This is a genomic window from Porcibacter vitabionis (assembly GCF_046263795.1).
In the GTDB taxonomy this organism is placed as follows: domain Bacteria; phylum Bacillota; class Clostridia; order Lachnospirales; family Lachnospiraceae; genus Lachnocurva.
Genome location: NZ_JBJYZD010000007.1, coordinates 83,770 through 103,742 on the forward strand (window position 1 = coordinate 83,770; position 19,973 = coordinate 103,742).

The window sequence follows — 19,973 nt, forward strand, 5'->3', positions numbered from 1 at the left end:
TCAATTGTTACATTAATTGGATACTCCAGCAATGGTCTGTACTTCTTTATTTATTGCAAAGATTATTCATCTTCCTTATTAAACTTCGCATTTGTCATTCCATAGAACCGCTCGAAATAAGCCATCAGTCTGTCGATGACACCTTTCTTCATCTCAGCTCTATTACTACCACCAAATCGTGATACTGGTGGAAGAAGCTTATCAATATCCGTTCCGGTCGTTTTAATCTCACCATCTCGGAATGCATTTTCGATGAACTTTCTGGTTTCATCCGGCTTTAGTCTTTCACTCTCGATAAGGGCTTCCAAATCATGTTCCCTTTGCTGAACGACATAATCCTGCCATTCAACTAGAACATCATCAACCTCATTGATACCCATAATAAAGTTTTCAATCAGTTGCTTCTTGCTTCGAAGTTCAGGACTTGCATCAATTGCCTTACGGATAGTAATCAGAACTTCTTTATCTTCTCCGTGACTATCATGGTACTTCTTTACAAGCATCAAAATATAATCGATATTGATGTCAATCTGCTTAATCAACTCGATTTCAAAGACAATATCATCAATTATATCGGTGCTTTCACCATTTTCTCTCTTACGCTTCCATTCATCACGCAAATCCTGGTATCTTCCAAGATAGTCCTGCAAATCGCGCTCCGAGATTATTTCTTTACCCTCGAATTCATCAAACGATACCAAAAGATTTCGCATACGAAGCAAAGCACCAAACAATGCTATAAACTCTTTTTGATTCTGTTCTCCTTCAATACGTGGATCTGTTAACGGAAACTTCTCCGTCAACTCTTCTATCATATCCACGTATCCCGGCATTGGAGTTCCGTCTACAGACTCATAACCATAATAGTAATCGTTAAAGCTCTGCAATAAAACAATTCCACCGGCATTCTTATCGCCGAACAGCGATATTGCACTATCAACACGTTTTTGAAGATTTCTGAAGCATACAATATTTCCAAAAGTCTTAATGCTGTTAAGAATACGATTTGTACGCGAAAAAGCCTGAATCAATCCATGCATCTTCAAGTTCTTATCCACCCAAAGCGTATTTAATGTTGTTGCATCAAAACCGGTAAGGAACATATTTACAACAATCAGCAAATCCAGTTCCTTATTCTTCATTCGAAGCGAAACATCCTTATAGTAATTCTGGAATCGGTCACCATCGGTACTATAATTTGTTTTAAACATCTCGTTATAATCTTTTATAGCATCATCCAAAAAATCACGCGAGCTCTTATCTAAAGCAGATGTATCTTCCGGATTTTCCTCATCTAAGATTCCATCCGTTTCTTCCTCATTTGCACCATAACTGTAAATGGTAGCAATTCGAAGTTTCTTTGTCGGATCAGCTTCCATCTGCTTCTTGAATTCCTGATAATACAGTTTTGCCATATCCACAGATGCAACAGCAAAGATTGAATTAAATCCTGATAATCTTTGCTTACGCTTTTCTTCCTCAACCTTACCATTTGCAGCGGACGCAACCTCGCCGATATTCATCAAAGCATTGTAGTAATATGATTTATTGCCACGATATGTCTTTTGATCAAAATGGTCCAAGATATACTTTGTAACCAGTTTAATACGTTCCGGTGCCATGTATGTTTTTTCACGATTAATATCCCAGACCATTTCATCTGTAATATCTTCTTCCATATCCATAGTCTTAATATAATCCACGCGGAATGGGAGAACATTTTTATCATTAATCGCATCTACAATTGTGTAAGTATGAAGCTGATCACCAAAGGTTTGTGCTGTAGTAAAAAACTGCGTCTTACTTGCACTTCCGGAATTGGCAGCAAAAATAGGAGTTCCTGTAAATCCAAATAAATGATACTTTTTGAAACTCTTTACAATAGCTGCATGCATATCTCCAAACTGTGATCTATGGCATTCATCAAAAATGATAACCACATGTTTTTCAAATACTTCATGCCCAGGATATTTTTTAATGAATGTAGAAAGCTTCTGAATGGTCGTAATAATAATATGCGCATTCGAATCCTCTAACTGTCGTTTTAGAATTGTAGTATTACTATTAGAGTTAGCAGCTCCCTTTTCAAATCTGTCGTACTCCTTCATAGTCTGATAATCCAAATCTTTACGATCAACGACAAACAAAACCTTATCAATATAAGGCAACTGAGAAGCTAATCTTGCAGCTTTGAACGATGTAAGAGTCTTACCGGAGCCTGTTGTATGCCAAATGTATCCACCACCGGCAATATCTCCATATTTTTTATAGTTATTGGCAATCTCAATACGATTTAAGATTCTTTCCGTCGCCGTAATCTGATATGGTCGCATTACAAGAAGTGTATCTTCAGCTGTGAAGATACAATACTTCGTAAGAATATTTAAAATTGTATGCTTTGCAAAAAAGGTCTTTGTAAAATCAATCAAATCCGGAATCACTCTATTATTAGAGTCCGCCCAAAATGATGTGAATTCAAAACTGTTGCTCGTCTTTTCCTTCTTTGTTTTCCCGGAACTTGCATCCTTAATTGCATTAAAGCGTGTACTGTTAGAATAATACTTTGTATTTGTTCCGTTACTGATAACAAATATCTGGACATATTCAAACAAGCCACAGCCTGCCCAGAATGAATCTCTCTGATAGCGATTGATCTGGTTAAAGGCTTCACGGATTGCTACACCACGACGCTTTAACTCAACATGAACAAGCGGAAGACCATTTACCAAAACGGTCACATCATAACGATTATCGTGCCTTGCCCCCTCTTCTGTTCCAATCACATATTGATTGATTACCTGAAGCTTATTGTTATGAATATTCTTTCTATCGATGATAGTAATGTTCTTTGATGATCCATCATCTCTTTTTAAAACCTGAACATTATCTTCCTGAATCTTTCTTGTTTTCTCAACAATATGCTCATTCGGATTTGCTAAAGCATCAGAAAAGAATCTGCTCCACTCATCATCAGAGAACTTATAGTTATTAAGTTCCTCCATGCAAGAGCGCAGATTTCGAATCAAATCCTCTTCTTTGTGTATTTGTAAATAGGTATACCCCTGCTCGGTCAACAAACGAATAAACTCTTTTTCTAATTCAGCTTCACTCTGATAGCTATCTGAACGAGACTTTACCGGTTCGTACTCTGTAACAACTGTATTCTCATTCGAAGCTGCTACTATATTAAAAAATGGCATTATTTTCCCTCCAATATAATCCATCCACCCTTCTTATTTGACCCAATTCGTTTGATCACACCCTTTTCGACCATTGACTGTAAGCAACGCTTAACTGTTGAATCCGAGCATTCTAAACGAGCCGCCATTTCTTTACGTGTTAAATCAGACTTTTCTCGTAATATCTCAATAATTTGCTGTTCACGATCATCCAATTTTATTGGGTCATTTATTGGGTCATTTATTGGGTCATTTATCGGTTCATCGTGACCCAATAAAAATTTACCACTTATATGCATTTCCCTGTTATGAAGCTCATGCTTCTCATCCAGGAGAAGATTTCTTAAGAACTTTTCTAGAAACTCAGTGGTCTCATAGACGCCCTTTTTAATGTTGTTATAATTAGCTCTAACCAAGGCATTTCTAAAATACCAAGAGTTTTCTGCAAACAAATCATTCTCAACTTCAAATCCTAGCATACGCAGGTATTTGATTAAGAATACCGCCGTCGTTCTTGTATTTCCTTCTTCGAATACATGAATTTGCCATAATCTGGAAATAAAGACTGCTAAATGATGAATCACTTCATCCATCGTTAATCCGTTATAACGAAATTCTCTTTCCTGAGAAAAGTCATAATCCAACGTTTCTCGAAGTTCTGATGCACCACCATAGGATACGGTATCCCCTTCAAGAACCCATTCCTTTTTCGTAACGTTATAATCTCTTATCTTTCCGGCATGAGAAAAGATTCCTAAAAACAATGTACGATGGATAGACAAATACTGTGTCGGCGAAAAAGTAAACGCCTTCTCTGATAAGATTTTTGCAATTCTTGCAGACACCTTATCCGCTTCTTCTGTTCGTGCTTCCACCTCAGAGCGACCATCTTTGCTCTCATAGTAACTATTGATCAAATCCCCTGCTTCATCCACAGAGATTTCACCATCAATGTTCTTCTTTGCAGTCTCATACAGATATTCAGATGGCTTTAGTCCATCCACATCCTGTAATCCAATCGCAGTCTGCCAAGCTTGCCCCAGTTCCTTTCTGGTAGGAGGAAGATTCCTTATATATTCTTCAAAGGGGTCTTTCTTGATATCCTTCAACTTTTCCCTCCTTGTATACTTAACTACTTACTTCCTTCTCCTTAAAATTTAAAAGCTTATCTCTGTAATATTCGTACTGCTTCTGACGGGCATCGATTTCCGCTGGAAGCCCTTCAGATATGTCATTGCACAATCCATCAAAACGATCCAAAATATCAACTATTTCATTTTGTTTTTCCATTGTAGGAAGCGGAATAATAATATCTAACAACTTATCCGGCGTAACCTCGATTACTTTGGTTCCATGAGCCAATTTCCTTTTCTGCGTGAAGAAATGCGCCGTATGGAAATAATAGCTTAAATACTTTGCATTTTGGTTGTGATGAATAATCGCAGTGTGTCCGCTAACAGCAATATCATCTGCTCCGATCCAAGCCGTACATGAGCATACATCCTCAACATTCTCACTTGTAACCGCCATAACAATATCATTTTGCACAGCATGTTTCGATTTCTTATATACATCCTCGTTAAGATACTTAATCACTTCCGACGCAGATATTCCGAAATGGGTATACATCTGGCCATAGTGAATACATGGATATCCGCTCTCGACAAAATCCTTCTTTTGGAAATTTCCACCACGAGTTACTGTAGCAATATCTCGAAGCTGTACATTTGCATATCCAAATACATACTGTAAAAGCTTAATTATGCTCTGTCTGTCTGTCTGTCTGTCTGTCTGTCTGTCTGTCTGTCTGTCTGTCTGTCTGTCTGTCTGTCTGTCTGTCTGTCTGTCAAGATGCTGTCGCCTGTTTCAGCAAATGTCAAGAGCTGATCACGATAAAACTCATACTGTTTCTGACGGGCTTCTATCTCTGCTGGGAGACCGATACTCAAATCATTACAAATAGTTTCAAAATTATCTAAAACATCTGCATATCTTTCTTGCACTTCTAACGATGGCAACGGAATCGTAATACTTTCGATGGATGGAACATTCGAATGAACAACCTTGCTCTTTACTTTTCCCTTACTTTTTTGCTGTCTTGCGTATGTAGTAGAAAGAACATGAGCAAGATAGCGAGGGTTCTGCTTATGTTTCAAAACAACAATATCACCACCAGCTAAGCACTTTTCATTCCCGAGATATGCAACTGATTTTGCAATATCATCTATACTTTCACCAGTAATAGCAAATAAGATATCGCCGTGTTCAAAATACTTTGGAGATGAAACATATTCTTCTTTTGTATGAGATACACAATCCTTGAACCATGTATTATATGTCGTATATATTTCACCATATCGAACACATGGAATACCTTCCTCAGTCACCTGATCACGCTTAATACCGGATCCTCTATATATTTCTGTCGCAATATCCTTCAAGGTCACCATTGGAATTTTATTATCAAATTCAAGAAGAGTATCCCTATAATATTCATACTGCTTTTTGCGAGCTTGAAGCTCTGCTGAAAGCTCCGCTGCAAGCTCCGCTGAAAGCAGTGTGAACCCGTCCAATATATGGACAATTTCACGCTGCACCTCCATCGGAGGTACAGGGACCGTAAGTTTATCAAATGATTTTTGGTTTAAATTGCTTCTATCGCTTATTGTATTCTTTGCAATATCTGATTTACATTTATGAGAATTCAAGTAATGGCAAAGAAAATACGGATCCACCTCTTTGAAATCACGTATTCTCGTTGTTATAGTAGTAAACCCAATACTTCCCACGTACTCAGGTTCAATCACCGCGCTAGTTCCAACATCACCAGTATGCACCGAAACTATATCGTGTAATTTAAAAATCTTTTTTTCATTCTTTCTTGCAAAACTCTCTGTAATATACTCGTCCTTTTTGATTTCAATTCTATTCTGCTGAATATCCGAATTATGAATCAATCTAACCCCCGACTGCGCTTTATTTGCAGTAACAGAAGTTGCAAGACCAATATTAGTATCTGCGATTTGACTAATCTGTTTATATTCCACCCCAGTCGGACATAACGCAGCTATTAACTCGTCTAGTTTACTCATGAATTCTGCCCTCCTTCAATATCAGCAATGATTTTATCGATTTCATCTCGAAGGACTTGCTCACGCACCACAATTTCTTTAATCTCTGCGTTCAGTTTTACAATATCAATCTCTTCTCTTGTATCTTCTGCCTCAACATAAGTTGACACAGAAAGGTTATATCCATTCTCTGCAACCTCATCATAGTCAGCCAAATGCGAAAAGTGCTTAATCTCTTCTCTATTAGCAAACGTGTCAACAATCTTTTTGATATTATCCTCTGTAAGTTTATTGTTATTAGTAACCTTGACACACTCGTTTGTAGCATCAATAAACAGCGTTTTATTGTCTGTCTTTCCTTTCTTCATAACCATAATGCAGGTCGCAATTGATGTTCCAAAGAAAAGATTGCTTGGCAACTGGATAATACAATCCACATAGTTATTATCTACTAAATACTTACGTATCTTCTGTTCCGCCCCACCACGATACATAATTCCCGGGAAGCATACGATAGCTGCTGTTCCGTTTGGTGCAAGCCAAGAAAGAGAATGCATAATAAATGCCATATCTGCCTTGCTCTTTGGTGCAAGCACTCCGGCAGGTGAAAATCTAGGATCATTAATAAGAAGTGGATTCGCGTCCCCTTCCCATTTAATAGAATATGGTGGATTTGAAACGATAAGCTCAAACGGCTCATCATCCCAATGCTGTGGAGATACAAGTGTATCCTCGCAAGCAATATTAAACTTATCAAATCCGATGTCATGTAAAAACATATTGATACGGCAAAGATTGTACGTCGTAATATTGATTTCCTGTCCATAGAATCCGTTACGAATCGCATCTCTTCCAAGTACCTTCTCAGCCTTTAAAAGAAGCGAACCGGAACCACAAGCAGGATCGTAGACTTTATTTATCTCAGTTTTTCCAACAGTTCCAAGACGAGTCAAAAGTTCAGACACGTCTGCCGGAGTAAAGAACTCACCACCGGATTTACCCGCATTGGAAGCATACATTGTCATAAGGTACTCATAAGCATCGCCAAAGGCATCTATATCATGATCCTTAACATCGCCGAGGTTCATATCTGCAACACCATGAAGAAGCTTTGCCAATTTATCATTACGCTTTGCGACTGTAGAGCCCAATTTATTACTATTTACATCGAAGTCGTCAAACAAGCCTTCAAAGTCGCTTTCAGATGCACTTCCTTTGGCAGATTCCTCGATATGACGGAATACCTTTTCCAGAGTCTCATTCAAGTTTTCATCGTCATCACATCTTTTTAATACATTACAAAAGAGCTCGCTTGGGAGGATGAAGAATCCCTTCTCCTCTACGAGGCCGTCTCTTGCTGTTTCTGCTTCGCTATCGCTCATCTTTGCGTAGTCAAAACTTGTATTTCCTGCATCTATCTCACCCTGATTGATATAAGACGCAATATTCTCAGATATATAGCGATAGAACATGGTACCCAAGACATAATTCTTAAAATCCCATCCGTCTACTGCTCCACGCAATTCATCTGCAATCGCCCAAATTGCACGATGTAATTCTTCACGTTCCTGTTCTTTTTTGTTATCAATTGCCATTATGGTAATTCCTCCAAGTAGGATTAATTCTTCTTCGCTTTACGCGGATCTTCCGGTTTTTTCGCATTGTCCGGGATAAGCCATATCCCCTTATTAATAGCACCCTCAATGCGACCCTCTTTGCATAGAACCTGTACTCTACGCGCGGTTATTCCCCAAATCTTTGCAATTTCTGAAGTTGTTAAATATTCCATAGATTTCTCCTATTAGATTAAGTTAAAATCCAACAATTTTATTATATTCGTAGCAGCGAACATTTACAAGAAAAAAGAACGCTTTCAAAAACTGAAAACGTTCTTAATGTATCCTCTCTGTTTAGTGTTTATTTCTTTCCAAAGTGATAATTCGTGACAAATAACACCCCCTCCAGCCCGCGTCAAACTCCAGCACATCTTTACTGCTTTTGACACGTCCCGATGGGGTTGTTTATTGGTGGCTAAGCACACTTAAGATTAAGTGCGCTTCGCCATATGTAATTATATGTCACATCTCCAAAATCATTGTTATTTTACTGCTTTGTCACATTTGCACAAAAACTGCCTGGGTTAAAAGTGGGTTACAAATCCACCAAAAAATCCCCACAAGCCTTGCTATTACTGACTTTAAGAGAATCGTGGAATCAGTTGCCGTGGCAGACGAAAAGTATTCTAAACAATCTTGATCTCCTTTATGGAACACCATGATTCCACGGTATCGAAATATGGTTCGTTTAGCTTGTTACTATGACACTGGAATGATAAAACTTTGTTGTTTGCGGATAGATGATCAGCTTGGCTCCTCCATATTTTGTGCCAGTGACATCGTATTTACCCCATTCATCCTCTCTTAAGTAACTTTTTACATGATCGTTATAGACGTCTTTTCCGTATCCACCATTTTCGCGCTGCAAGCATCATTACCAAATGATCTGGTAACGGGCCCTGTTAATGAAAGGGATTATAGAATCTGCTACCATCATAATAGGTGAAAACCAGTGCGGCTACAGAGAATACAATAATAAATACAAGGACCAAAATATCATTTCGAGACAGTGCTTTTCTGGAATACCAGGTTCTTTTTCTCTTCTTTCCGAATCCTCGAAGCTCCATTGCATTACTGACGGTATCGATCCGTTCCATAGATGTAAAAAGCAATGGAAATATGATGGCAGCTGTATTTCGGATTCTGTCTTTGACCTTTCCCTTGGAGGAAAGCTCGATTCCCCTGGCTTCCTGAGCATTCCGAATCTTATGATACTCATCTTGAATATCAGGAATATAGCGCAGTGTGATCGCAACGGAGTAAGAAATCGAAGCAGGAATACCTACCCCATTCAAAGAAGCTGCAAACTCACTGGGATTCGTCGTAATGAGAAATATAAAGGCGGCCGGAACAACAGTAAAGTACTTGATCATAACGTTGAACTCGTAGAAAAGTTGTTCCCTCGTCAAAGAATAAGGCCCGGACAGGCGAAGGAGTACATGTCTTGTTCCATAAATCGCTGTCCCCTGATTTGGAGCAAAAATGTAGATAAAAATCAGATTCAGGATCATAAAAAACATGACGGCCTTGAATACAGAGCTGATCTGTTTCCACTCGGTCTTTGATGCGATAAAAATATAGATGCCGACCAGAATCATGAGAAGTAGAACTCTCGTATCATAAGTCAAAGCACTAACAGTACACCATAAAATGAAAAACAAAAGCTTGGTGAACCCGCTCAATTTGTGGATCCAGGTGCCTTTGTCCGAATATGAGATCATTCTTGTCATTTATTTTCCTCTTCGAGCTTTCTTCGCTCTTCCACAGCTTTTTTCCTGACGTCATCCGGATTCTGCCGTTCAAATTCAATAAATCTAGCCACAAAATCAGAAGGATCTTTGATACCACATTTGATCGCAAGATCATAAAGTGATGTCCGTTTTAAATAAGCTTTCTCGGTCAGTTCATGATCTGTCAGAACCTTTTCCGGATAGGTATCGGCGAGAAGTTGTCCATCACAGAGAACCAAAGCCCGATCGGTATATTCCAGCATTAAGTGCATATCATGTGTGATCATGATAATGGTCAGACCTTTTTCCTCATTCAAATACTTAAGGAATTCCATGATTTCCGTATAATGACTGTAATCCTGGCCCGCAGTCGGTTCGTCCAATATCATGATCTCGGGATTCAAAACCAGAATGGAAGCAATGGATACTCTCTTCTTCTGCCCAAAGGAAAGTGCGCTTACCGGCCAGTTTCTGTAAGGATAAAGGCCGCAAATTTTCAATGTCTCATAGACCCTTCTTTTGATCTCATCTTGCGGAACACCTCTGACAGAAAGCCCCAGTGCAACCTCATCATAGATCATCGGCTTACTGATCATTTGATTGGGGCTCTGCATGACATAACCGATTTTCTCGCCCCGCTCCTTTATGGTGAGTCCGGAAATGTCAGTTCCATCCAGCTTGATAAGACCTTCATTCTGTTTATAGAAACCACAGAGAATGGATGCCAAAGTGGATTTTCCGGCCCCATTTTTTCCAACGAGAGAAAGCATCTCTCCCTTCCGAATGGAGAAAGAAACATTGTTCAATACCTTCTTTTTATCATAAGCGAAGGTGATTCCCCGGGCTTCCAGAATAAATTCATTTGTATTCTCTCTCTTTCGAATCGGGGCTTTCTGATACCACCGACGTACTTTTTCGGCATAGGGTGAGATATTCATCGTCTCAACATGAGCCGGTTGATCCTTGGCAGAAAGCTCCCCACCGGCATGCTTTATGGCGGAAATATAGAGCGGTTCGCGGATTCCCAAATTTAAGAGAATATTCTGCTCCAGCAGACTGTCCGGATCCTGATCTGCAATTAATCGTCCATGGTCCATCACTAAGACACGGTCTACATTTCTATACAAGACATCCTCGATCCGATGCTCGATAATAAGAACCGTGAGATCCTTTTTTTTCATGAGATCATCGATCAGAGCAATCGTGTTCTTGCCGGTTGCAGGATCGAGATTCGCCAAAGGCTCGTCAAATATGAGAATATCAACATCGTCTACGAGAACGCCGCCCATGGATACGCGCTGCTTCTGCCCTCCCGACAGTTCTTCCGGAGAGTGGTCGAGGAAATCTGTCATCCCTATGATCTCGGCAGTCTCATTCACTTTTTGGAAAAGAATATCCTGTTTTATGGCATCATTTTCCAGGGCAAAAGCAAGGTCTTCGGCAACGGTCAGGCCAATAAACTGTCCATCCGTGTCCTGCAGCACAGTTCCCACCTTTTTTGACATACCAAAAACTCCGAGCTTAGCGGGATCCTCCCCGCAAACCCGGAGCTTACCTTTGCTCTCACCGGGGATGGAACAGGGAAGCAGGGCATTGACAAGATGTGCAATGGTTGACTTTCCTGAGCCGGATTGGCCTGCAATCAGGACCTTCTCACCCGGATAGATTTTCAAATTGATATCTTGTAAAGTGGGTTCTGCCTGAGACCGATATTTGAAGGAAAAATTCTCAAATTCTATAATCGGTTCCATGGAAACAAAACTTTCTAAGAAATAAAACAATAGCTACTGAATACTTAAGACTTAGTCTTCTGCTTTCAGACCGGAAGACTTACTTGCAATCTTTGAGTAAGCTGCGAGAAGAATGGATCCCAAAATACCGATGATGATGATATCACCGATAAAGGCAAAGATACCCTGTACGAATACCTTTTTTGCCGGCTCGGCATAGACAAGGATATCCAGAACCGGCGCAACTACGATCCAGGCAAGAGCATTTGCTACAACCTGAACGACATTAAAGAGAACAATTTTAGAAGCTGTAAACCCGCCCTCTTTAACAGCCAGTTTCTTTGCTGTAAGTCCGACAGCGATTCCGACAACTGCTTCAGGGAAAACCCAGCTCCACCATACGCTGCCGTACCAGATTGCATCACCAAGCGCATGTCCGAGAAGTCCGATCACTGCACCGACAACAGGTCCGAAAATTGCTGAAAAGAAGGCTAAAATCGCCATTCTGGGCTGAAGCGATGTATTTGGAATGGGGAAAGGGATCTGTACCATCGTGAGAACGACAAATAATGCCGTACCAATACCCATTGCTACCACTTGTTTGATGCCAAATTTCTTATCCATTTCTTTTTCCTCCATTTCCTGTGAATACTTATTCCTCTTTCAAATATAAGCCATCGTGAAAAGCTTCGAAGCCATTATAACAAAAGAGCCAATTGCCGTCCAGAAAGATCGAAATCACTGCCATGCCCTATGTCCGGTCGTATCAGACTTTTCCCCCGTTAATATTGTACTCCGGTGTATGGAAAGGATGGTTATGCTATAGGAGAGTTATGCTATAATAGGAAAAATTAAGATCATATCCATGCTAAAGGAAGTCACTAGAAGGGATGGTTTTTATTATGGCAGCTGAAATTTCAAATAAAATGGCAAATCTCCACGGTTCTATGATTCGTGAACTTTTTAAACTTGGTTCCGATCCGAGTGTGATTTCTTTCGGTGGCGGGAACCCTTCGGTTGAGACCTTTCCCACCCGTGAAATTGAAGAGATTGCATCAAAGGTTCTGACTGACGATCCGGTTTCTGTACTCCAGTATGGCTTGACCGAGGGATACACACCGCTGAGAGAGACTTTGAAAAAATATCTTTCCGAAAAAGAGGGATTTGATTTCGAGAAAAATGAGCTCTTCATCGTTTCCGGCGGACAGCAGGGTGCAGATCTTACGACGAAAATTCTGGTCAATGAAGGTGATGTCGTCCTGACGGAGGAACCTGCTTTTGTCGGCTGCCTGAATACCTTCCGTTCCTATGGCGCGAAACTTGTCGGTATTCCTATGCAGATGGACGGCATTGACACAGAAGCCCTGGAAAGCAGACTACAGCAGCTGACCAGCGATGGGGAGCACGTTCGTTTCCTCTATACGATTCCATCCTTCCAAAATCCGACCGGTATTACTTCTACCGAGAAGAAGCGGCGGGAAGTTTATCGGATCTGCAGGAAATACGACATTATGATTCTGGAAGACAATCCTTACGGGGAACTGCGTTTTGCCGGACAGAACGTACCCACCATGAAATCGATGGACACAGACGGACGAGTGCTCTACTGCGGCAGCTTTTCGAAAACTATGGCACCGGCTTTCCGGATTGGTTTTCTGGTATTCGACAAATCATTGACCGGCCCCATCAGCGTTGCAAAGCAGTGTACGGATGTGCATTCGAATGTACTCTTCCAATATATCTGCAATGAATACATGACAAAGTATGACTGGAATGCCCACCTCAAGCATTCCAGAGAGGTTTACCGCCACAAGGCCACTCTGATGATTGACAAAATGAAAGAATACTTTCATCCTTCCGTTTCCTTCGGCCAACCGGAAGGCGGCCTCTTTGTCATGGCCTTTTTGCCGGAAGGAATGGATGCCTATCCTTTTGTTCGGGAGTCCATCAAACGAGGCGTTCTCTGTGTTCCCGGATCCGCTTTTCTCGCAGATCCTAACGGCAAATCAAATGGCTTCCGTTTGAACTACTCCTCCCCCTCCGATGAACAGATTGAAAAAGGGATCAAGATCCTCGGTCATCTGACATACGAGTGGATCGATCAGCATTGATCGAAGCCAAAAAAAGCTTTATTTCTCAAGCTTTATTTCTCAAGCCCACACAGGGTATAACCCTTTGCAATCGCATCTTTCTCTGAAATAGGAGTGATCGATTTTGCCTTGGTAAGTCCCTTGCACTGTTGTGTCAGATGATAGTGTTTTCCGCTTCCGGTAATATAAACCGTGCGGTCTGAATCAGTCGCTGCCGAAGCTTGTCCGGCCAGGCTGCTGGTTCCGCTTGCATAGTCAATGGTGATACCGGGCTGGACATTATAGCAATATACATTGAAACAGATTCCGGCGCCCTGATCTTCCACCGACCATGCTTCCATCTGGACCCCGCTTGCCACAAGATCATTCCCCTGAAAAATCGGCGTTATCCGATAGAGAACGTGATGATTCGTCTCTTTGACATAATCGGCCACCATATTTTCAAAGGGCAGCATACCCTCAGTATTGAGATAGCGGGTTCCGGTGATCAGATTCTTTTCATTTGCATTCTCACCGGACAGTTGATAACCAATCAAGTGACAGCGATTGTAGAGGTATTTCCCATCCACGATATCATATTTCACGGTATGCCAACCGCTGGGCCGGACCACACCGATCGGTCCGCGCTTCTCTGTCGGCATGATTTCCTTACAGATGTTGGCATAAGCCACACCACAGCGTCCCAGCTGATCCAAATCACTGTAGCTTTCAAAAGGATCTGTCCTCTTTTTATCCGCATCCGAAAAGGATGGTACATTCTGATGGATGGAAATATAGGCCTTCCCATCGTAGGCTGGTATAGAACCATTGGAAAGATCGACCGACGGATTGACCGACTGATCAACTGACTGGCCACCAGTCTGACCGGCGTCTTCCCCCTGTTTCAGATCTGTATCGACCGACTGGCCACCGGTCTGACCGGTGTCTTCCCCCTGTTTCAGATCTGTATCAGCCGACTGGCCACCGGTCTGACCGGCGTCTTCCCCCTGTTTCAGGTCTGTATCAGCCGATGCACTGATCTCTGTCTTCGCTTTCTGTCCGGATGATGACAGCTCTGTGCAGGCAGTCAGATTCCATCCGCTCCAAGCAAGAAGCAGCGCAAGAAGCAAGGCAAAAACGGACTTATGTCTTCGAAATTGATTTTTCTTCTTTCTTTCCTCTTTCATTCCATTCGATTCTCTCTTCTGCATTTTCTTCTCTCATGTGAAGGCTCTCATTTGAATATCTTCTGTCAATGAAGATCTTGCCTCTTGTCCCACACCTCAATTGTGATCTTGTCATGGGATTTTCCCGGAATATCTTCTGAAGAACGAAGCTTGTATTCCGACAGATCCAGATCAAATTTCTGATCCATGGGATATTTCCGGTTCCATCGACAGAGGATGAGACAGGAGATTCGGTCTTTGTAGGGCAGGAGATCTTCTCTTTCCACAAAACAATAGTCCGTTTCTTGTGCCTTTTCCAAATAATCTTCTTCTACGATCATGTGGACTCCCAAATCTGTAAAAAGATTCAGATCAGATCCTTCTTTATGGTTTTCTTCGTTGATTGGGCATTCTCCCGGTATTTCTCCGGAAGCCGGTAAGGCCTTATATTTCATAAATAAGTCCTCAGAGTAAGGATCCATCCGTAAGGTTTTGCCCGAAAGACGGCTGATTAAGTAGTCGATCAGTTTTTCGTCCCGGCTTTGCCGCCTGTGGTTAAAAGCCATTCCATGATCCTCTGACAAACATACGATTGCTATCATCTTTTCTCCCTCATGGTCTTTCTTTTATCTATAATCCATCATACCTTCTCTATCCGATCTTCCGGCAGATGACGAAGGAAGTGCAGGGTCATAGGAAAGGCAATCAGGCTGGCACTGATCTCTGAGAGGCCCTGTGAGATCTCCAGACCCGTCAGACCGAAGATTGCAGTCAGTAAATAGGCATAGAAAATCAGAAACAGACCTCGGCGCAAGGAAGTAAGAAGGGTCGCTTTTGCAGCCTGTCCGATCGACTGAAAAATCATATCACCAAAGACGGACATAGCCATGAAAGGCATACTCAAACTAATGAAACGCATCATCCTGCTTCCGATTTGAATGACTTCCGGATCATTTCGGAAGAAGCCAACGATCTGGCCGGCAAAGAGAAAGGCAAGAATGGCCAGGATCACAAGCAAAGTACTGGCCAGGCGGAAGACATACCAATAACACTTCTTTAAGCGGGAGTAAATTTTCGCCCCATAATTATAGGCTGCTATGGGTTGCAGTGCCTGTCCGAGGCCGATCGTTATACAGTTCAGGAAAAATGTAACACGGTTTACAATCGAGATGGCCGAAACTGCCGCATCGCTGTAACCACCCGCCAGATGGTTGATCAGCATCGTAGACAAGGCGTTCAACAGGTTTCGTGCAAGAGATGGCATTCCATTAAAAATCACCTTCTTCACGACGGCCGGTTTCCATGTGAAATATTTCGGATGAAAACTGCTCTGTGTCCTGCCCCGAAGGAAAGGCAGGATCAGAATCAGACAGCTCAGATACTGGGTCACCATAGTCGATAGCCCCGCACCGGCAATGCCCATATGACAGACATTGATGAGGAAGGCGTCTCCGAAGAGATTCAGGATTCCTCCACTTGTCAGACCTACCATGCCATAGAAAGCCAATCCTTCATAACGGAGAATATTATTCATTACACAGCCTGTCGTCATGGCCGGCCCGGCCAGAAGGATATAGATCCCATAGATTCTCGCATAGGGAAGAATGGTATTCGTACTGCCCAAAAGCCGCATGAGGGGATCCAAAAAGATCAGTCCGAAAAGGCCGATCAGGGAACCGGTGAGAAGTGACAGGTAAAAACCGCAGGCACTGAAATTCTTTGCTGACTTAAGATCCCTCTGACCGAGTTTCCGGGAAATATTAGTCCCCGCTCCATGGCCGAACATGAAACCGAAGGCTTGCAGGATCGCCATCAGACCAAAAACAACACCGGTTGCTGCACTGGCACTTGTCCCGATTTGGCTGACGAAAAAAGTGTCCCCCATATTGTAAATATTCGTTACCAGCATAGAAATAATGGTCGGAAGCGAAAGTTCCCGAACCAGACGTCCGACCGGCTCCTGCGTCATGCGGTGATATTGCTTCTCATATGCGATTTGCTGCGTTTCTGCATTTCTTTTTTTCATTTTTCTCGATTTCATCTGAAATATTAATCTGGAACTAGGATACCATATCATTTCCCGAATCACTTGTACCAATCTCATTTCACCATGGAATGGGAAAGATACTGATCTTCAAGGCAAAAAGATCGGGAGAATGTGACTCACCACTCTCCCGATCTCTAATAGTATACTCTTATTTACATCTTTTTTACAAGTCAGGCTTGCAATCTCGAAAAGACCTCCCCAATCCGGTCGTGAATCACTATGGTATTCTTGGCCCTGGGCACTGACAGATCACTTTCATTGATAACGGCAAGCGTATCTCCATGGAAATAATGGATAAAAGAAGCTGCCGGATAGACCGTCAGAGATGTCCCGCCAATGATCAGAAGATCCGCCTCGGACAGGGCCCGAATGGCCTTCTCGACCGCATCTTCCGGAAGAGATTCTTCATAGAGCGTAATGTCCGGCCGGATCACACCGCCGCAGCTGCAGTGAGGAACGGCTTCCTTTGACTCGAAAATATAGTCCGACGGATAGACTTTCCCGCATTTCATACAGTAATTACGAAGCGCAGATCCGTGGATCTCAAAAACCTTCCGACTGCCGGCTTTCTGATGGAGACCGTCAATATTCTGCGTTACGATTCCGAGAAGTTTTCCTGTCTTTTCCAGTTTTGCCAGATAGCGGTGCGCTGCGTTTGGCTCTACATTTCTTGTATCCATCTTCTGCCGATGAAATTCGAAGTAGATCTTGGGATGATCGATGAGACAGGAGTGACTGAGGAGATACTCCGGCGGGTACTTGTCGAAATTCACGTCGTGCTGATTATAGAGTCCATCCTTACTCCGGAAATCCGGTATTCCGCTTTCTGTGGAAACTCCGGCACCACCGAAGAATACGATCCGCTCGGACTGGTCAATCGCCTCCTGTAAGGCTTGTATGGCTTCGACATCCATTCCCTACACCTCCAAATCTTCTCCATCACCGAAATATGCGACATAACCGGCCAGAGACCTGGCCTTCTTCAATAAGGACCCGGCATGCAGATAGACTTCGATCTTCGCACGCCCCTTACCATTCTTAGCTTCCTGGATCATATTCTCCCCGGCAGAATTGCCATCAAAAGCCAGAAGGACCGATGGCCGACGCTCGAAGATCTCATAATTAAAGCTCTTATAGATCCCCATGCCTTCGAGATCCGGGCTGACACGGATATTGACATCCGCACTTTTCAGTCTCTTCTTCTCTTCTGCCGTTAAGAGAGACGGAACCATAGCAAAGACTTCAAATTGCCGCTCTTTCGGAAGATTCGAGATTTCCTCTACAAGAAATCCCTCATATCCGGTTAATTTATGACCGACCACAAAGAAATACTCCTCCGGACTGATCGATGCCAGAAGCTTTTGAATCTCTGCCTTGCCATCCTCACGGAGACGGGTCGTCCGACGCTCACTATTGAAGCTTCCGCCCATGAGAATAATCGGGGTCCGATCCCAGGGCAATTCCCGGATTTTTTCCTTCAATTCCGTATTGGCATCGAAATGACGACTGTGGCTGCCTGCGATTGCATGAATGCCGGAAGCCGGCAGGATCTCCGGCATCAGTTTCAGCAGTTTCTCCTCTGTATAATGGGCATTTTCGTAGGCTCTCTTCTTTCTCTGATAAGCAGCCTTGCTGTTTTCGATAATGACCGTCTCTGCTGCCTTCATTCGAGCCATTTCTGCACCACTCAGATGGAGAAGACGGGCCAGAGCCAGTTCTTCCTCCATCGCATCTGTCCCATAGATCGCCGCGCCGTCCGTTCCCTGTACACAGGAGATCCCGGCAGACAGATACTGCTTCAGCGGATGATTCTTCAGAGAATTCAGGTTGTTCAAGCGGACATTGGAAGTCAGCTGAAATTCCAGAACAATATGATTGTCCCTAAGCTGCCGGAGGACTTCTCTGCCCTTTCTGGAGGTCAGACTGTAGGTATAGAGGCCGTGACCGATTCTCATATGCGGCATAGCCTGACCAGGTGCCAGAGAATCTCTGACACAGGCGATGGAGTGCGCAATGTTATCTTTCTGGCTGTCGTTTTCTCCGGCATGCACACGGATCACAAAATCCGGATCCTTAGCTGCTATCTTTAAGATTTCCCGGAAGACCGGCTTTAACTGGATAATATCATTGATCTCTTCGCCCACGAAATCGACACCGGCAACGTAAGGATCCAGAGCCGTTGCATGGAGAACTGACACATTCTGGGCCAGGTAATCACTCGGCGTCACCCGGTCCTTCACAATGGTCAAAGGGATTCGCCGGATGGCCGCAAGAAAGCGGAGCATGACACCGGTCTCCTTGAAAATAGCCGGCATGACCTTATGGACCTCCTCCAGCATCCGAAGAGATTCATATTTCTTGACAAGAGTTGTATCACTGATCTCGGCATAAGAGATGCCCTGTCGTCTGTAATTCCGGGCGATCCAGAGAAGACAGTCCTGAAAGAGGCTGTTCTCGACATAGTCCGGATTTTCGTGATCCTTCTGCATCTGTTTCAGAGCCCGGCGTACCTCGCGATCGGGGATCTGGTCTACATTTCGAAGAGGAAAAGGATCCTCACTCGTCTGACCCTTACAGAAGACGTAACGATAGAGGTAAACCTTCTCCAGATTGGTGAAAACAGCCTGGCCGTCCTTCAAGATCGAGAGAGAGGTCCGGATCTTTACAATATTTTCGGCGGCATGATCGAGATTATCCAGAATCAGGCTGGCGAAATTAAGAAAGGTATTGTCGTTGATCTTCCGGTCCAGATACTTGCCCTTCAGGTCAGAATGAATAAACTGCTTCTCGACCTTAGCCCGGCGGTCTGAAAGCAGGGCCTCCTGGGCCGGCGTCAGCGCCAGGTCCAGCTTTCGAATATAATAAAGGGGATAACGGATCTCGTGGAAAATGCCGAGCGCGATCAGAATGTCCCCCGGCAGATTTGCATTCATGTGGGTATGAAGATCCGAACAGAACTTCAAATCCCGCGGGATATAGGTCTTAAAAATGGTCTCATAGAGATCCAGCTCGTACTCCCGGGTCTGACTCATCAAGGTCTTTGCAATCGATGGAATGGTCGCCTTCCGCTCCACCCGGCCGTCCCGGTAGATATTTGCAACCTTTGTTGCACCCATATGGAAAATGTAGACCTCCCGGTTTTCTCCATCGATAAAACAGGGAATGCTGCCCCGGATGACAAGAAGGCCTTCCTCATTGGTCGAAAGCGGCAGCTGACAGAGGCGGGCCAGATTCCGGATGAGATTGCCGGAATGGTGATTTGGCGTCTCGAGCTCATATTGCAGCTGGTCTAAGTCCCAGTAGAGATTCACCAGAATATCTTTCTCATTATCCAAGGCAAAACTTGTAAAATAGGTCATCGTTTC

The 19,973-nt window shown here is 43.1% G+C and carries 15 protein-coding genes; 1 reads left to right on the forward strand and 14 read right to left on the reverse strand.

Annotated features, from left to right (window positions below; genetic code table 11):
• Window positions 1-62 precede the first annotated feature (62 nt).
• The 9 genes from ACKX2L_RS07010 to ACKX2L_RS07050 form a co-directional block, all read right to left on the reverse strand.
• Window positions 63-3,200 carry a type I restriction endonuclease subunit R gene (locus ACKX2L_RS07010; protein ID WP_497551151.1) on the reverse strand — a complete coding sequence of 1,046 codons (3,138 nt, stop codon included), beginning with the start codon at window positions 3,198-3,200 and terminating at the stop codon, window positions 63-65.
• Window positions 3,200-4,279, reverse strand: coding sequence for a Fic family protein (locus tag ACKX2L_RS07015; RefSeq protein WP_497551150.1), 1,080 nt, complete (start codon window positions 4,277-4,279; stop codon window positions 3,200-3,202). The genes ACKX2L_RS07010 and ACKX2L_RS07015 overlap by 1 nt, the downstream gene beginning before the upstream one ends.
• A 28-nt stretch (window positions 4,280-4,307) precedes the next feature.
• Window positions 4,308-4,943, reverse strand: coding sequence for a restriction endonuclease subunit S (locus ACKX2L_RS07020; protein ID WP_497552962.1), 636 nt, complete (start codon window positions 4,941-4,943; stop codon window positions 4,308-4,310).
• A complete protein-coding gene (locus tag ACKX2L_RS07025) occupies window positions 4,940-6,271 on the reverse strand; it encodes a restriction endonuclease subunit S (RefSeq protein WP_497552934.1) in 1,332 nt (443 codons plus the stop codon). The genes ACKX2L_RS07020 and ACKX2L_RS07025 overlap by 4 nt, the downstream gene beginning before the upstream one ends.
• A complete protein-coding gene (locus ACKX2L_RS07030) occupies window positions 6,268-7,845 on the reverse strand; it encodes a type I restriction-modification system subunit M (RefSeq protein ID WP_497552935.1) in 1,578 nt (525 codons plus the stop codon). Before ACKX2L_RS07030 ends, ACKX2L_RS07025 begins: the two co-directional genes overlap by 4 nt.
• A 23-nt stretch (window positions 7,846-7,868) precedes the next feature.
• Window positions 7,869-8,039 (reverse strand): helix-turn-helix domain-containing protein, encoded by a 171-nt coding sequence (locus tag ACKX2L_RS07035; RefSeq protein WP_497552936.1) that lies wholly within the window; start codon window positions 8,037-8,039, stop codon window positions 7,869-7,871.
• Between the two features lie 729 nt (window positions 8,040-8,768).
• Window positions 8,769-9,596, reverse strand: a complete 828-nt coding sequence (locus ACKX2L_RS07040; RefSeq protein ID WP_497551106.1) for an energy-coupling factor transporter transmembrane component T family protein — start codon at window positions 9,594-9,596, stop codon at window positions 8,769-8,771.
• On the reverse strand, window positions 9,593-11,347 hold the full coding sequence (locus ACKX2L_RS07045; protein WP_497552937.1) for an ABC transporter ATP-binding protein: 1,755 nt from the start codon (window positions 11,345-11,347) through the stop codon (window positions 9,593-9,595). The genes ACKX2L_RS07040 and ACKX2L_RS07045 overlap by 4 nt, the downstream gene beginning before the upstream one ends.
• Window positions 11,348-11,398: 51 nt before the next feature.
• The gene (locus tag ACKX2L_RS07050) at window positions 11,399-11,950 is read right to left on the reverse strand and encodes an ECF-type riboflavin transporter substrate-binding protein (RefSeq protein ID WP_497552938.1); all 552 of its coding nucleotides are present in this window, start codon (window positions 11,948-11,950) and stop codon (window positions 11,399-11,401) included.
• Between the two features lie 278 nt (window positions 11,951-12,228).
• Between ACKX2L_RS07050 and ACKX2L_RS07055 the strand changes: the two genes are divergently transcribed.
• On the forward strand, window positions 12,229-13,437 hold the full coding sequence (locus tag ACKX2L_RS07055) for an aminotransferase-like domain-containing protein (RefSeq protein WP_497551103.1): 1,209 nt from the start codon (window positions 12,229-12,231) through the stop codon (window positions 13,435-13,437).
• Window positions 13,438-13,469: 32 nt separating this feature from the next.
• On the opposite strand, the gene ACKX2L_RS07060 is transcribed toward ACKX2L_RS07055, so the two are convergent.
• The 5 genes from ACKX2L_RS07060 to ACKX2L_RS07080 form a co-directional block, all read right to left on the reverse strand.
• A complete protein-coding gene (locus ACKX2L_RS07060) occupies window positions 13,470-14,606 on the reverse strand; it encodes a DNA/RNA non-specific endonuclease (RefSeq protein WP_497551102.1) in 1,137 nt (378 codons plus the stop codon).
• Window positions 14,607-14,647: 41 nt separating this feature from the next.
• Window positions 14,648-15,163 carry a hypothetical protein gene (locus ACKX2L_RS07065; protein ID WP_497552939.1) on the reverse strand — a complete coding sequence of 172 codons (516 nt, stop codon included), beginning with the start codon at window positions 15,161-15,163 and terminating at the stop codon, window positions 14,648-14,650.
• A gap of 38 nt (window positions 15,164-15,201) precedes the next feature.
• On the reverse strand, window positions 15,202-16,587 hold the full coding sequence (locus tag ACKX2L_RS07070) for an MATE family efflux transporter (protein ID WP_497552940.1): 1,386 nt from the start codon (window positions 16,585-16,587) through the stop codon (window positions 15,202-15,204).
• A gap of 191 nt (window positions 16,588-16,778) precedes the next feature.
• The gene (locus ACKX2L_RS07075) at window positions 16,779-17,522 is read right to left on the reverse strand and encodes an NAD-dependent protein deacylase (RefSeq protein ID WP_497552941.1); all 744 of its coding nucleotides are present in this window, start codon (window positions 17,520-17,522) and stop codon (window positions 16,779-16,781) included.
• 3 nt (window positions 17,523-17,525) lie between these two features.
• Window positions 17,526-19,967, reverse strand: a complete 2,442-nt coding sequence (locus tag ACKX2L_RS07080) for an adenosine deaminase (protein ID WP_497552942.1) — start codon at window positions 19,965-19,967, stop codon at window positions 17,526-17,528.
• Between the last annotated feature and the right edge of the window lie 6 nt (window positions 19,968-19,973).

Excerpts from the sequence above, each read along its gene's own strand:
- ACKX2L_RS07010 (WP_497551151.1), bottom strand. The coding sequence starts at position 3,200 with ATGCCATTTTTTAATATAGTAGCAGCTTCGAATGAGAATACAGTTGTT.
- ACKX2L_RS07025 (WP_497552934.1), bottom strand. The coding sequence starts at position 6,271 with ATGAGTAAACTAGACGAGTTAATAGCTGCGTTATGTCCGACTGGGGTG.
- ACKX2L_RS07030 (WP_497552935.1), bottom strand. The coding sequence starts at position 7,845 with ATGGCAATTGATAACAAAAAAGAACAGGAACGTGAAGAATTACATCGT.
- ACKX2L_RS07035 (WP_497552936.1), bottom strand. The coding sequence starts at position 8,039 with ATGGAATATTTAACAACTTCAGAAATTGCAAAGATTTGGGGAATAACC.
- ACKX2L_RS07040 (WP_497551106.1), bottom strand. The coding sequence starts at position 9,596 with ATGACAAGAATGATCTCATATTCGGACAAAGGCACCTGGATCCACAAA.
- ACKX2L_RS07045 (WP_497552937.1), bottom strand. The coding sequence starts at position 11,347 with ATGGAACCGATTATAGAATTTGAGAATTTTTCCTTCAAATATCGGTCT.
- ACKX2L_RS07050 (WP_497552938.1), bottom strand. The coding sequence starts at position 11,950 with ATGGATAAGAAATTTGGCATCAAACAAGTGGTAGCAATGGGTATTGGT.
- ACKX2L_RS07055 (WP_497551103.1), top strand. The coding sequence starts at position 12,229 with ATGGCAGCTGAAATTTCAAATAAAATGGCAAATCTCCACGGTTCTATG.
- ACKX2L_RS07060 (WP_497551102.1), bottom strand. The coding sequence starts at position 14,606 with ATGCAGAAGAGAGAATCGAATGGAATGAAAGAGGAAAGAAAGAAGAAA.
- ACKX2L_RS07065 (WP_497552939.1), bottom strand. The coding sequence starts at position 15,163 with ATGATAGCAATCGTATGTTTGTCAGAGGATCATGGAATGGCTTTTAAC.
- ACKX2L_RS07070 (WP_497552940.1), bottom strand. The coding sequence starts at position 16,587 with ATGAAAAAAAGAAATGCAGAAACGCAGCAAATCGCATATGAGAAGCAA.
- ACKX2L_RS07075 (WP_497552941.1), bottom strand. The coding sequence starts at position 17,522 with ATGGATGTCGAAGCCATACAAGCCTTACAGGAGGCGATTGACCAGTCC.
- ACKX2L_RS07080 (WP_497552942.1), bottom strand. The coding sequence starts at position 19,967 with ATGACCTATTTTACAAGTTTTGCCTTGGATAATGAGAAAGATATTCTG.